General features: G+C 68.5%; 13 protein-coding genes and 1 pseudogene. 5 read left to right on the top strand and 9 right to left on the bottom strand.

Going from position 1 to position 13,898, the window contains the following annotated elements:
- The 4 genes and pseudogenes from ACTWP6_RS23110 to ACTWP6_RS23125 form a co-directional block, all read left to right on the top strand.
- Nucleotides 1–829: enoyl-CoA hydratase/isomerase family protein (locus ACTWP6_RS23110; protein ID WP_443188895.1), on the top strand; the 829-nt coding region annotated here is incomplete at its 5' end.
- Nucleotides 830–876: 47 nt separating this feature from the next.
- Nucleotides 877–1,206, top strand: a complete 330-nt coding sequence (locus tag ACTWP6_RS23115; protein ID WP_260754210.1) for an ArsR/SmtB family transcription factor — start codon at nucleotides 877–879, stop codon at nucleotides 1,204–1,206.
- A gap of 41 nt (nucleotides 1,207–1,247) precedes the next feature.
- A pseudogene (locus ACTWP6_RS23120) lies at nucleotides 1,248–1,340 on the top strand (cobalt transporter); the annotation flags it as partial.
- Complete coding sequence (locus tag ACTWP6_RS23125; RefSeq protein WP_443188896.1) at nucleotides 1,340–1,942, top strand: methyltransferase family protein; 603 nt, start codon at nucleotides 1,340–1,342, stop codon at nucleotides 1,940–1,942. The pseudogene ACTWP6_RS23120 and the gene ACTWP6_RS23125, both read left to right, overlap by 1 nt.
- Here the strand turns inward: ACTWP6_RS23125 and ACTWP6_RS23130 are convergent.
- Nucleotides 1,932–3,986 (bottom strand): NAD(+) synthase, encoded by a 2,055-nt coding sequence (locus tag ACTWP6_RS23130; protein WP_443188897.1) that lies wholly within the window; start codon nucleotides 3,984–3,986, stop codon nucleotides 1,932–1,934. The genes ACTWP6_RS23125 and ACTWP6_RS23130 overlap by 11 nt on opposite strands.
- Before the next feature lie 138 nt (nucleotides 3,987–4,124).
- Between ACTWP6_RS23130 and ACTWP6_RS23135 the strand changes: the two genes are divergently transcribed.
- A complete protein-coding gene (locus ACTWP6_RS23135; protein WP_443188898.1) occupies nucleotides 4,125–5,003 on the top strand; it encodes an NAD-dependent protein deacetylase in 879 nt (292 codons plus the stop codon).
- Here ACTWP6_RS23135 and proB read toward each other — a convergent pair.
- The 8 genes from proB to folC form a co-directional block, all read right to left on the bottom strand.
- A complete protein-coding gene (gene proB / locus ACTWP6_RS23140; protein ID WP_260754217.1) occupies nucleotides 4,947–6,059 on the bottom strand; it encodes a glutamate 5-kinase in 1,113 nt (370 codons plus the stop codon). The genes ACTWP6_RS23135 and proB overlap by 57 nt on opposite strands.
- A complete protein-coding gene (obgE, locus tag ACTWP6_RS23145) occupies nucleotides 6,056–7,504 on the bottom strand; it encodes a GTPase ObgE (protein ID WP_260754218.1) in 1,449 nt (482 codons plus the stop codon). Before obgE ends, proB begins: the two co-directional genes overlap by 4 nt.
- A gap of 81 nt (nucleotides 7,505–7,585) precedes the next feature.
- Nucleotides 7,586–7,882, bottom strand: a complete 297-nt coding sequence (gene rpmA / locus ACTWP6_RS23150; RefSeq protein WP_443188899.1) for a 50S ribosomal protein L27 — start codon at nucleotides 7,880–7,882, stop codon at nucleotides 7,586–7,588.
- Nucleotides 7,883–7,900: 18 nt separating this feature from the next.
- Entirely contained in the window at nucleotides 7,901–8,224 is a 324-nt protein-coding gene (gene rplU, locus ACTWP6_RS23155; protein ID WP_260754220.1) for a 50S ribosomal protein L21, read from the bottom strand.
- A gap of 156 nt (nucleotides 8,225–8,380) precedes the next feature.
- A complete protein-coding gene (locus ACTWP6_RS23160) occupies nucleotides 8,381–11,365 on the bottom strand; it encodes an Rne/Rng family ribonuclease (protein WP_443188900.1) in 2,985 nt (994 codons plus the stop codon).
- A gap of 309 nt (nucleotides 11,366–11,674) precedes the next feature.
- Nucleotides 11,675–12,085: a nucleoside-diphosphate kinase gene (gene ndk, locus ACTWP6_RS23165; RefSeq protein ID WP_260754224.1), complete on the bottom strand. Its 411-nt coding sequence runs from the start codon at nucleotides 12,083–12,085 to the stop codon at nucleotides 11,675–11,677.
- A gap of 10 nt (nucleotides 12,086–12,095) precedes the next feature.
- Nucleotides 12,096–12,479 (bottom strand): DUF4233 domain-containing protein, encoded by a 384-nt coding sequence (locus ACTWP6_RS23170; RefSeq protein WP_260754226.1) that lies wholly within the window; start codon nucleotides 12,477–12,479, stop codon nucleotides 12,096–12,098.
- Nucleotides 12,476–13,891: a bifunctional tetrahydrofolate synthase/dihydrofolate synthase gene (gene folC / locus ACTWP6_RS23175; protein ID WP_260754228.1), complete on the bottom strand. Its 1,416-nt coding sequence runs from the start codon at nucleotides 13,889–13,891 to the stop codon at nucleotides 12,476–12,478. Before folC ends, ACTWP6_RS23170 begins: the two co-directional genes overlap by 4 nt.
- Nucleotides 13,892–13,898: the final 7 nt, after the last annotated feature.

The raw sequence follows: 13,898 nt of genomic DNA on the forward strand, positions 1-13,898 counted from the left end.
CGCCCGCCCCCCCGAGCCAGCTCCCGCCCGCCCCCCAGAAGGTGACTGGCTCGGTACGCCCTACCTGCGCTTCACCCGGGAAGGCGCATTCGGCGTCTGCCGGCTCGACCGTCCGGAGGCACGCAACGCGATGACGCCGGCGATGTACTTCGGCATCAAGTACGCGGTCAAGCACGTCGAAAGCGATCCCGACCTGGCCGGACTGCTGATCACCGGCACCGGCGACGTCTTCGCTCCGGGGGGCGACATGGGTGGCGGCGGCGCCGACAACTGGATGACGTTCGGGCCCGCACTCGGGATGGACGCCTTGCCGTTCGACACTCTGCGCCAGTCGGCCAAACCGGTCGTGGCGGCGGTGAACGGCCTCTGCCAGGGCGGCGGCCTGCAGATCGCACTGTGCGCCGACATGGCCGTAGTCAGCGACCGGGCCACGTTCCGGGTGCCCGAGCTGTACCGCGGGATCGCCGACACGTACTACAGCCACATGCTGGCCCGGCTGATCGGGCCGGTCCGCACCCGCGACCTGATGTTCACCGGCCGCACGCTGACCGCCGAAGAGGCACACGACTGGGGCATGGTGGCCCGGGTGGTCCCCCACGACGACCTGGCGCATGCGGCCCGCGAGGTCCTCGCCCAATGCTGCCGGACCGCCCCGGGAGCCCGAACCGTCGTCAAATCCAGCCTGGACAACTATCTGGGCCTCTACGACCGCATCGGGATGGCGGCCAGCCTCGGCGCACCCGAGTCCATCGAGGGCTTCATGGCGTTCAAGGAACGCCGATCCCCGGAATGGGTGCACCCCGCACTGCGCATCGACGGCAGACTCTAGACAGTTCAGACTTCCCTGAATTCAGGATTGGATGTAATGTCTGCGCTGTGCAGACCGCCCTCGGTAGTGACGCGCTGTCCCGTTTCGGTTGCGCCATCTCGGATCCGACCCGCGCCCAGATCCTGCTGATCCTGCGCGACGGCCCTGGGTACCCGTCCGAGCTCGCCGAGCGGATCGCGGTGTCGCGGCAGATTCTGTCCAACCACCTCGCCTGCCTGCGGGGCTGTGGTCTGGTCACCGTCAGCCGCGAAGGCAGGCGCAGCCGGTACGAGCTGGCCGATCCGCGGATCGCCCACGCGCTCACCGACCTGGTCGGCCTGGTTGTGGAGGTCGACCCGGCGTGCTGCCCGGCGGCCGACGAGCAGGCCTGCTGTTGATGGCAAAGGCGGGGCTCAACGCGCACCGCCGCCGGGTCCTGACCTGGGCCGATCCCGTTGCGGCGCTGGGGATCGCGGCGCTGGCTGTGCGTGAAGAAATCCAAGCCTGGAAGGGTGACCCATGCTGCATCTGATGCCTGCAGTCGCGCTGTGTCTGTTCGCCGTGTTCGCCGCGCTCGGATTCGGTTGGCGCAGTTGGGTTCAGCGCCGTCACACCGGTTCCACCGGCTTCAAGGGTGTCACCGGAAGACTCGGGTCACCGGAATGGTTCGCCGGGGTGGGTTTCGTGGTCGCCATCGCGGTCGCCGTCACCGCGCCGGCACTGCAATGGGCCGGGCTGGTCGACCCGCTGCTGGCCGCGCCCTGGATTCACCTGACCGGTGCCGGTGTCGCGGCCGCGGGCATCGCCGCGACGGTGTACGCCCAGCGCGACATGGGTGACGCCTGGCGCATCGGCGTCGACGCGTCGGAGACGACGACACTGGTCCGCACCGGCGTGTTCGCGCGGGTGCGCAACCCGATCTTCGCCGCGATGATCGTCTTCGCGTTCGGCGTCACGCTGGTCACACCCAACGTGGTGGCGATCGCCGGCTTCGTGATCCTGGTGGTGACGATCGAGCTCCAGGTGCGCACCGTCGAAGAGCCCTATCTGCGCGCCGCACACGGTGCGCCCTACCGCGACTATCTCGCCGCCGTCGGACGTTTCGTGCCCGGGGTGGGCACCGTCAGTCGGTAGGGACTTCGCGGTCGATCTCGTCGAGCCAGGTGCGGGCCGACATGTCCGACGGGGCACGCCAGTCCCCGCGCGGCGACAGCGACCCGCCGTGGGAGACCTTGGGCCCGTTGGGCAGCGCGGAGCGCTTGAACTGCGCGAACGAGTAGTACCGCTGGGCGAATACCTGCAGCCAGTGCCGGATCTCCTTCAGCGAGTATGTCGGACGCTTTTCCTCGGGATATCCCGGCGGCCAGTCACCGCGGGTGGCATCGCTCCACGCATGCCAGGCCAGGAACGCGACCTTTGACGGCCGGAACCCGAACCGCAGCACCTGGAACAACGAGAAGTCTTGCAGCACATAGGGTCCGACCTTGGACTCGCTGCTCTGGATTTCCTCGTCCTCACCCGCGGGCACCAGCTCCGGGGAGATCTCGGTGTCAAGCACCGACTGCAGCACCTCGTTGACGGTGTCATCGAACTGCTTCGACGAGATCACCCACCGAATCAGATGCTGGATCAATGTTTTCGGGACCCCGCCGTTGACGTTGTAATGCGACATCTGATCGCCGACACCGTACGTCGACCAGCCCAGTGCCAGTTCGGACAGATCCCCGGTGCCCAGCACGATACCGCCCTGCTGGTTGGCCAACCGGAACAGGTAGTCGGTGCGCAGGCCGGCCTGCACGTTCTCGAACGTGACGTCGTAGACCTTCTCACCGCGGCCGAACGGATGGTCCATGTTCTTGAGCATCAACTCCGCGGTCGCCTTGATGTCCAGTTCGGCGAACGTCACGCCCAGCGCCTCGGCCAACCGCAGCGCGTTGCCCTTGGTCCGATCTCCGGTGGCGAACCCGGGCATCGTGTAAGCCAGAATGTCGCTGCGCGGCCGCTGTTCCCGGTCCATCGCCCGCGCCGCGACGATGAGCGCATGGGTCGAGTCCAGACCGCCGGACAGACCGAGCACGATCTTGGGATAGTTCAGCGCCCGCAAGCGCTGCTCCAGACCGGACACCTGGATGCTGTAGGCCTCGTAGCAGTCCTGTTCCAGCCGTTGCGGATCCGACGGCACGAACGGGAACCGCTCGATGTGCCGCAGAAGCCCGACGTCGCCGCTGGGCGGGTCCAGGACGAACTCCACACGCCGGAACGAATCGGTGCTCGCGCTGTGGTGCCTGCGGTTGTCGTCGAAAGTGCCCATCCGAAGGCGTTCGGAGCGAAGAAGTTCGAGATCGACGTCAGCCACCGACCGTCGCTCACCTTTCGGGAAGCGTTCCGACTGGGCCAGGCATTCGCCGTTCTCCCAGATCATCGTCTGCCCGTCCCACGCGAGATCGGTTGTGGACTCACCTTCGCCGGCCGCGGCGTACACATAGGCGGCCAGGCACCGGGCCGAGGCGGATCGGGCCAGCAGGCAGCGGTCCTCAGACCGGCCGATGGTGATAGGGCTACCGGACAGGTTGGCCAACACCGTCGCCCCTGCCAGCGCGGCCGACGCACTCGGCGGGATCGGCACGAACATGTCCTCGCAGACCTCGACGTGCAGCACGAACCCGGGCAGATCGGATGCGGCGAACAGCAGGTCGGGGCCGAAGGGCACGTCGACAGCGTCATCCCCCCTGCCCAGCCTGATCGGCCCGCGCACGTCGTCACCCGGAGCCATCTGCCGTCGCTCGTAGAACTCGCGGTAGTTGGGCAGGTAGGACTTCGGGACCACACCGAGGACCCGGCCGCGGTGGATCACCACCGCGGTGTTGTAGATCCGGTGCCGAAAGCGCAGCGGTGCACCGATCACCAACACGGGCAACAGGTCGGCCGACGCGGTGACGATCTCGAACAGCGCGTCCTCGACGGCCTCGAGCAGGGCATCCTGCATCACGATGTCCTCGATCGAGTATCCCGACAGCGTCAGCTCCGGGAAGACCGCGAGCGCAACACTGTCGTCGTGGCAGGCCTGGGCCAGTCGCAGCACGGATTCGGCATTGCCCCGAGGGTCGGCGAGCGCCGTGTGATGCGTGCAGGCGGCGACCCGGACGAAGCCGTGCCGGTACGCGGAGTAGAAATCCATGCCTCATTGTTGCCCGAAAAGCGAACGGGATATGCCAACACCCCACGCCGTCGGCCGAGCGAGGTGACGTCACCCCAAAGCTGACCGGCTGACCAGTACATACGCGATCACCGGCGGTGATCGCCTACATTCGGTGACGTGGAGGCCCCCGAACTCGTCGCGTTACTGCAGGACCGGCGTGTCGCGGTGCTCACCGGTGCGGGCATGTCGACCGATTCGGGGATCCCCGACTACCGCGGCCCGGACTCGCCGCCGAGCAATCCGATGACCATCCGGCAGTTCACCTCCGATCCTGAGTTCCGGCAGCGGTACTGGGCGCGCAACCACCTCGGATGGCGGCATATGGACCAGACGCTGCCCAACGCCGGGCACCGTGCGCTGGCCGCGCTGGAACGTGCCGGGGTGGTGACCGGCGTGATCACCCAGAATGTCGACCTGCTGCACTCCAAGGCGGGCAGCGAGAACGTCATCGATCTGCACGGTTTCTACGCTCGGGTGATCTGTCTGGACTGCAGGCACACCATGACGCGCGCGGCGCTGGCCGACCTTCTCGACGACGCCAACCCGGGTTTCGCCGAGAGGGCCGCGGCTCTCGGCGGAATCGCGGTGGCCCCCGACGCCGACGCCGTGGTCGCCGACACCGCCTCCTTCCAGGTGGTGGACTGCCCGCGCTGCACCGGCATGCTCAAGCCGGACATTGTCTACTTCGGTGAAAGCGTTCCGAAAGAGCGTGTTGTGCAAGCATTCTCGATTGTCGACGGAGCCGAGGCGCTGCTGGTCGCCGGGTCGTCGCTGACGGTGTACTCCGGCTACCGGTTCGTCCGGCATGCCGCTGCCTCCGGGACGCCGATCGCGATCGTCAACCGGGGACCAACCCGCGGCGACGACCTCGCCGACGTCAAGATCGACAACGGGTGTTCGCCGATGCTGGCGCTGCTCGTCGACGAGCTGACCGGACGCTCAGACGGCCACCAGGTCATCGGCGTGCACGGCGGGTCTGCGCATCTCGGCGGGTAGGTCCGACGTGGACCGGCCGAGCATCGTCGCCAGTTCCGCGGCGTCATAGGCGACCACACCGCGAGCGACCATCGCGGCGTCCTTGTCGCGCAGCTCGACGACGTCACCGCCGTAGAACCGGCCCGACACCGCGGTGATCCCGGCGGGAAGAAGTGAGCGCCGCTGCCGCACCACGGCATTGACGGCGCCCTCGTCCAGGGTCAGTGTCCCAGAGGCTTCGGCGGCGTAGCGCACCCAGAACCTACGCGCGGACATGCGTTCTGAGCGCGGGGCGAACACTGTGCCCACCGACGCGTCCTGCAGCGCGGCGTCGGCATCCGAGGCGGCGGCCAGCAGCACCGGGACGCCGGCGTCGGCCGCCAGCAGCGCCGAGGACAGCTTCGAGACCATACCGCCGGTGCCGAGGTGGCTGCCGCGGCCGGCGGTCACCCCTTCCAGGTCGTCGGGTCCGGCCACTTCCGGGATGAACCGTGCCGGATTGTCTGCGGGCGCCTTGCGGGGATCGCCGTCATAAAGGCCGTCGATGTCGGACAGCAGGATCAACGCATCAGCGCCCACCAGGTGGGCGACCAGGGCCGACAGCCGGTCGTTGTCGCCGAACCGGATCTCGTTGGTGGCCACGGTGTCGTTCTCGTTGACGATCGCCACCGCGTGCAACGCCCGCAACCGGTCCAGGGTGCGCTGGGCGTTGGTGTGCTGCACCCGCATCGAGATGTCGTGGGCGGTCAGCAGTACCTGGCCCACGGTGCGGCCGTAATGCCCGAACGCCGCGCTCCAGCAGTTGATCAGCGCCACCTGACCCACGCTGGCTGCGGCTTGCTTCGTCGCCAGATCGGTGGGCCGCTTGGTGAGTCCGAGCGGCTCGATGCCGGCTGCGATGGCGCCCGAAGACACGATCACCACGTCCGAGCCGGCCTTCATCCGCGCTTCGATGGCGTCGGCCAGGTTCTGCAGCCGGTTGGTGTCGAACACCCCCGAAGACGTCGTCAACGCGGTGGTGCCGATCTTGACCACCACTGAGCGTGCCGTCCGGATCGCTTCCCGGTGCGCGCTCATTCGTCTACATCGCCACTCTGGCGGCGCGCCTTCCGTGCCGCCTTGCGTTCGTCGGCCGAGACCCGGTCGCTCTGTTCCAGTCGTACATCGGTGCCGCGGCCGGTCAGCGGCACGTCGACACCGGCCGGGGTCTGCGGCTCCCAGTCGAAGGTCATGTCGCCGATGGTCACCGCGCAGCCGGGCCGGGCGCCGAGCTTGAGCAGCTCGTCCTCGACGCCGAGCCGCGCCAACCGGTCGCCGAGATAGCCGACGGCCTCGTCGTTGTCGAAATTGGTCTGCGCGACCCAGCGTTGCGGCCGGGTGCCCTTGACCACGAAGCCGCCCTGACCGTCGGGTTCGACCGAGAACGCCGTCTCGTCGACCGGGATCGGTCGGATCACCGGGCGGCGCGGCACCACGGCCGGCTGGCTGGCCCGATACGAGGACACCATGTCCCACAACGCGAAGGTCAAGGGTCGCAACCCTTCCCGGCTGACTGTCGAGATTTCGAACACCGGCCAGCCGAACTTCTCGGTGATGTCCTGGCGGACGAAGTCGGCCAGCTCCCGGGCGTCGGGAACATCGATCTTGTTCAGCACCACCGCCCGTGGGCGTTGGGCGAGGTCACCGAGCGTCGAATCGCCCTGCAGCGTAGGCGTATACGCCGCGATCTCGGCCTCCAGCGCCTCGATGTCGGACACCGGATCACGGCCCGGCTCCAGGGTCGCGCAGTCGACGACATGCACCAGCACAGCGCAGCGTTCGATGTGGCGCAGGAAATCCAGCCCGAGGCCGCGCCCCTCCGAGGCGCCCGGGATCAGCCCCGGCACGTCGGCGACGGTGTAGGTGTGCTCACCCGCCGACACCACCCCGAGATTGGGCGCCAGCGTGGTGAACGGGTAGTCGGCGATCTTGGGTTTGGCAGCTGAGATCGCCGACACCAGCGAGGACTTGCCCGCCGACGGAAAGCCGACCAGGCCCACATCGGCGACGGTCTTGAGCTCCAGGGTGAGGTCACGGGCCTCGCCCTTCTCGCCGAGCAACGCGAAACCGGGCGCCTTGCGGGCACGCGAGGCGAGTGCGGCATTGCCGAGGCCCCCGCGACCACCGGCGGCGGCCTCGAAGCGGGTGCCGGCGCCGACCAGGTCAGCCAGGATCTGGCCGTGCTCGTCGAGCACGACGGTCCCGTCGGGGACCTTCACCTCGAGGTCGGCGCCCGCGGCACCGTCGCGGTTACTGCCCGCGCCCTGTTTGCCGTTGGGTGCGGCCACGTGGGGATGGAAATGGAAGTCGAGCAGGGTGTGCACCTGCGGGTCGACGACGAACACGATGCTGCCGCCGCGACCGCCGTTGCCGCCGTCCGGACCGCCGAGAGGTTTGAACTTCTCGCGATGGACCGAGGCGCAGCCGTTGCCGCCGTTACCCGCCCGCGCGTGAATGACGACGCGGTCGATGAACCGGGGCATCGGACATCCTTTCGGTGACGAAATCTACGTTCTGCCGGCCCGACGCGAAGCCTGCGGCGAAACGTCGATCTCGCGTGAAAGTCAGGCCTCGGGAGCCGCTCCGGCGGCGACATCGGACGACGTGCGGGTGACGCGAATGACGTTGACGGTCTTGCGGCCGCGCTTGCTGCCGAACTCGACAGCGCCGGGAGCGGTCGCGAACAGCGTGTCGTCGCCGCCACGGCCGACGTTCACGCCGGGGTGGAAATGAGTGCCCCGCTGCCGCACCAGGATTTCCCCGGCCTTGACGACCTGCCCGCCGAACCGCTTCACGCCGAGCCGCTGGGCGGCTGAGTCGCGACCGTTGCGTGAGCTGGAAGCGCCCTTCTTGTGTGCCATGTCTTCTCGCTCCCGTCGTTACTTGATGCCGGTGACCTTGAGCACCGTCAGCTGCTGACGGTGACCCTGGCGCTTGTGATAGCCGGTCTTGTTCTTGAACTTGTGGATGCGGATCTTCGGACCCTTGGTGTGCTCGAGGACTTCACCGGTGACCGCGACCTTCTCCAGGGCCGCGGCGTCGGTGGTCACGTTCGCACCGTCGACGACCAGGGCGACGGGCAGCGACACCGTGGCGCCCGGCTCGACGTCGAGCTTCTCCACCTTGACCACGTCACCGGCCGCGACTTTGTACTGCTTGCCACCGGTCTTGACGATCGCGTACGTGGCTGTTTTGGCTGCCATCGCTGGGTCTTCTCCTGCTTCGCGTGCGGGCGCGCATCACCCGGGGTGTGCGTGCGGGTCTGGGGTGGGATCTCGTCCCGTCTCCGGCCGGCCGTCGGCAAGCCCTGGAGACAACTGGTCAAGGGTACGTGACCAGCGGGTAGAGAATCAAACCGCTCAGTCGCGACTGGGCGGACCAGCGGGTCGGGCCGCCGCGCGGCGACGGTGTCGACCTGCCGGGCGGGCGACGACGACCGCTGCAGGCTCGTCCTCACCCGAGTCGGAGTCGTCCTCGTCGGAGTCGTCTTCGTCGGAGTCGTCCTCGTCCGAGTCGTCGTCGAGGTCGTCGATGTCGTCGTCCTCTTCGTCATCGTCGTCGTCGAGGTCGATCTCGTCGGTGTCGTCCTCGTCGGTGTCGTCCTCGTTGGTGTCGTCGTCTTCGTCGGTGTCATCCTCGTCGAAGTCGTCATCGAGTTCGTCGTCGTTGCCGTCGCGCGTCACCGCCACCGTGGCCTCGGTGTCGATCTCGGCGACCTCTTCGGGCGCCACGGCGGTGTCGTCGTCCTCGTCGTCCTCGTGCTTGCCGTTGGCGGCGGCCATCGCCTTGAACATCGGGTGTTCACCCGGGGAGTGCGCCGGCACCTTGGCGACCTGGACCTCCTGCTCGGCACGACCGCCGCGCTTGCCGCGCTTGCTTCGGCGTCCGCCGCCGGACTCGGCCTTGCGGCTGCCGTTGGTGGCGGCCGAGTCCACGGGATCGCCGTGCAGCACGATGCCACGGCCGGCGCAGTGACTGCAGGTGGTCGAGAACGCCTCGATCAGGCCGGTACCGAGCTTCTTGCGGGTGAGCTGGACCAGACCCAGAGATGTCACCTCCGACACCTGGTGGCGGGTGCGGTCACGGGCCAGGGCCTCGGTGAGCCGGCGCAGCACCAGATCGCGGTTGGACTCCAGCACCATGTCGATGAAGTCGATGACCACGATGCCGCCGATGTCGCGCAGCCGCAGCTGGCGCACGATCTCCTCGGCGGCTTCGAGGTTGTTGCGGGTCACGGTCTGCTCGAGATTGCCGCCCGATCCGGTGAACTTGCCGGTATTGACGTCCACCACGGTCATGGCCTCGGTGCGGTCGATGACCAGGGTGCCGCCCGACGGCAGCCACACCTTCCGGTCCATCGCCTTGGCCAGTTGTTCGTCGATGCGGTGCACGGCGAACACATCGGGGGCGTCGGGAGACGCCGGCTCGTACTTCGTCATCCGCGGGAGCAACTCCGGAGCGACCGCGTTGACGTAGTCGGTGATGGTCTTCCACGCCTCGTCGCCGGCGACGGTCAGCCCGGTGAAGTCTTCGTTGAACAGGTCACGGATCACCTTGACCAGCACGTCGGGCTCTTCGTAGAGCGCGACCGCCGCACCGGCCTTCTTCCCGGTGATCTCGGCGGCCTTGGCCTCGATCTCGGTCCAGCGCTTCTGCAGCCGCTCCACGTCGGAGCGGATGTCCTCTTCCTTCACGCCCTCCGATGCGGTCCGGATGATCACACCCGCGTCGGACGGGACCACCTCGCGCAGGATCTCCTTGAGGCGCTGCCGCTCGGTGTCGGGCAACTTGCGGCTGATCCCGGTCGAGGACGCACCCGGGACGTAGACCAGGTAGCGGCCGGCCAGCGACACCTGGGTGGTCAGTCGCGCACCCTTGTGTCCGACCGGATCCTTGCTGACCTGGACGACGACGTAGTCGCCGGGTTTGAGAGCCTGTTCGATCTTGCGCTGCGCACCGCCCAGACCGGCGGCTTCCCAGTTGACCTCACCGGCGTAGAGCACACCGTTGCGGCCGCGGCCGATGTCGACGAACGCCGCCTCCATCGACGGCAGCACGTTCTGCACGATGCCCAGGTAGATGTTGCCGACGAGAGATGCCGACGCGGCTGATGTCACGAAGTGCTCGACCACGACGCCGTCTTCGAGCACCGCGATCTGGGTGTAGCGAGCACCCTCGTGCGGCGGTTCGGTGCGGACCTTGTCGCGGACCACCATCATCCGTTCGACGGCCTCGCGGCGGGCCAGGAACTCCGCTTCGCTCAGGATCGGCGGCCGGCGCCGGCCGGCGTCGCGACCGTCCCGGCGGCGCTGACGCTTGGCCTCCAGTCGGGTGGAGCCGCTGATGCCCTGGATCTCCGAATCCGACGACGTCTTGTCGTTGCGGTTCGACGCCTTCCGCGGCTCACGCTCGTGGACAACGGTGTTGGGCGGGTCGTCGGGCGAGCCGTTGGTGTCGCTGTCGTCGTCGGAGCCGGACTTGCGACGGCGACGGCGGCGACGGCGACGGCTGGAGCCGTCCCCGCTGGGCCCGTCGTCCTCGCTGCTGTCGTCGTCGGAGTCTTCGCCGCTGTCGGCCTTCTCGGCATCGGCGTCGGTGTCGGATTCGGTGTCGCCGGCTGACTCGTCGCCGTTCTGCTCGCCGCGACCGCGTCCGCGCCCGCGCCGACCCCGCCTGCGGCGTTTGGCGGCGGGGCGGTCGGTCTGGTCGTCGTCACCGTCGGTGTCCGATTCGGACTCGTCGGTGTCGTCGTCGGACTCGTCGTCGTCGCTGTCGTCGAAGTGGTCGTCAAAGCGCACGGGTTGGGGCGCGACGAACAGCGGCAGATAGTCGGCGGGTTCGGCGGCCGGGGCGGGCGGGGTTTCCAGGATCAGCCTCGACTCGGGCTCCTCCTCGGTGACCGCGGTGAACTGGGCGACCTCCGTCACCTCGACGACCTCGCTGAGCCGAGCGACCTCGGCGACAGGCGCGGCGGCCTCCGGCTGTGAGGCTTCGGGCTCGACGGCTTCCGGCTGGGCGGCTTCGGGCTCGACGGCTTCCGCCTGGGCGGCCTCTGCCGCCGGCTCGGCCTGCGCAACCTCGGGTTCGGGGGCGGCCAGCACCTCGCGGACGCGGTCGGCCTCCTCACGGCCGACCGTGGAATGTGCGCTGCGTGCCCGGCCGTCGAGTTCGATCAGCGCGTCGATGATCCGCTTGCTGGTGGTACCGAGCACGCGGGCCAGCGAGTGGACCCTCAGGCGTTCCGGCGTCGGGGCGCCCTTGGTGTCCCCGGACGCATCTGCGGCGAGCCGGGGCTCGTCCGCGGGGTCGTGGGTCGGTGCCTGAAAAATCTCATTGTCGGCCACGTATTCTCCTCAAGCCCCCGGGCGCGTCATGCTCTGACGCGGCCACGCGAGGGCTTTTGATGTTGTACCCGGGCTACCTACTCCCGGACGTCCTCTGGTCTTGCTCCGAGTGATCCCGAAGGAACGATCCCGGTGCCGGTCTGAATGATGGCTGGACGGTCCGCGCCGCACCGCGGTTCACGGTGGTCGCGCTGTCTAAGTCTTCATTCGGATGATCAACCCGGGTTGTAAGGCCGATCACCCGCGACCAGTATCCCACATGTCAGAGAGTGGCCCGCGTAGGCGGGGTTAGCTCGGGCGAGGCGGTCGCTACCGGCCGGGGAACCAGAGCTCGATCTCGCGGGCCGCCGACTCCGGCGAATCCGATCCGTGAACAAGGTTGTACTGCGTCTCCAGGCCCAGGTCACCGCGGATGGTGCCGGGGGTGGCCTTCTCGACGGGATCGGTGCCGCCGGCCAATTGCCGGAACGCCGCGATGGCCCGCGGACCCTCCAGGACGGCCGCGACCACGGGCCCGGATGTGATGAACTCCAGCAGCGACCCGAAGAACGGCTTGCCCTCGTGTTCGGCGTAGTGCGCGCGGGCGAGGTCGTCGCTGACGTTCTTCAGTTCCAGCGCCGCGATGCTCAGGCCTTTGGCTTCGACCCGGCTGATGACCTCTCCGATGAGGCGGCGCTGCACGCCGTCGGGCTTGATCAGGACGAGAGTTCGCTCAGTCACGACGCACAGACTAGTCGTCGGCCGGCCGCTGCCCCGGAAGCAGGCCTCGCTTCTGCCGACGGAGCACCTCCGCACGCAGGTAGGCGATCAGCAGCCACACCACGCCGAACAACAGCCCGACGAAACCCACCGCCGGGTAGATGAACCATCCGGCGACCAGGATCAGTTGCACGCCGAGGTTGGCCCAGATGGCCCACGGCCGGCCCTGCACGCCCGCCATGAGCACCAGCAGCACGGCGAACCCGACGACGTAGGCGGTCGATAGCGGCGTGAGCCCGGGCCCGACGGCGCCGACCACCGGCAGCGCCAGCAGCACGACGATGGCCTCGAGGATCAGGGTGCCGGCCATCACCCCCCGGAAGCTCTTCCACGGATCCGGAGGCTGCGCGGTCATGCGGGGTCCTTTCCGAACAGTGTTCGAGCGGCGCCCGCGGTGACGACAGAACCGGTGATCACGATGCCCGCACCGCTCATCCCCGCGGCGTCGCCGTCGCCGCCGGACTCCTCGACCAGCGCGGTGGCGGTCTCGATCGCGTCGGGCAGCGTCGAGGCGGTGATCACCCGCTCTGGACCGAAGACCTCCTCAGCCTTGACCGCCAGCGCCGCCACCTCCAGCGCCCGCGGTGATCCGTTGTGAGTCACCACGATCTGATCCAGTACGGGTTCCAGAGCGGCCAGGATTCCGTCGACGTCCTTGTCCCCCATCACCGAGACGACGCCGACGAGGAAGCGGAAATCGAACTCGTCGCGCAGCGCCTCGGCCAGCGCGAAGGCGCCGGCCGGGTTGTGTGCGGCATCGATGAAAACGGTTGGCGCACTGCGCATCCGCTCCAGCCGCCCCGGCGAGGTCACGGCGGCGAATCCGGCCCGCACCGCGTCGACGTCGAGTTGGCGCTGCGCGCCGGCACCGAAGAACGCCTCCACCGCGGCCAGCGCGAGCACGGCGTTGTGCGCCTGATGCTCCCCGTGCAGCGGCAGGAAGATGTCGGAGTACACCCCGCCCAGGCCCTGCAGCTGAAGAAGCTGGCCGCCGATGGCGACCTGCCGGCCGAGCACGGCGAACTCCGAATCCTCCCTTGCCACAGCGGCATCGGAGCGTACCGCTTGCGCCAGCAACACCTCCATCGCCTCGGGCAGCTGGCGTGCCAGCACGGCCACGGTGTCGGTCGGCACCAGGTCGTCGGCCTGGCGGGTGATGATCCCGGCCTTCTCGCCGGCGATCTCGGCGATCGTGTCACCGAGGTAGTCCGCGTGGTCGATGCCGATCGGGGTGACCACGGCCACCGGCGCGTTGACCACGTTGGTGGCGTCCCAGCGGCCGCCCAGGCCCACCTCGACGACGGCGACGTCGATGGGTGCGTCGGCGAACGCGCTGAACGCCATCGCGGTGACGACTTCGAACTTGCTCAATCTCGGTCCGCCTGCGGCTTCGGATTGCCGGTCGACCAGCTCGACGAACGGCTCGATCTCCCGGTAGGTGTCGACGTAGGTCGCCGGGCTGATCGGCTTGCCGTCGATCGAGATGCGTTCGACCGCCGACTGCAGGTGCGGGCTGGTGGTGCGGCCGGTGCGCCGGTGCAGCGCGGTCAGCAGCGCGTCGACCATCCGGGCGACCGAGGTCTTGCCGTTGGTGCCCGCGATGTGGATCGACGGGAACCCGAGCTGAGGTGACCCGAGCATCTCCATCAGCGCCGCGATCCGCGCGGTGCTCGGCTCGATCTTGGTCTCGGGCCAGCGTTGGTCGAGCAGGTGCTCCACCTGCAGCAGTGCGGCGACCTCGTCGGGGGTGGGCTCGTGTGATGCCATGGGCGAT

The organism is Mycobacterium sp. 4D054 (assembly GCF_052245755.1).
Classification (GTDB): domain Bacteria; phylum Actinomycetota; class Actinomycetes; order Mycobacteriales; family Mycobacteriaceae; genus Mycobacterium.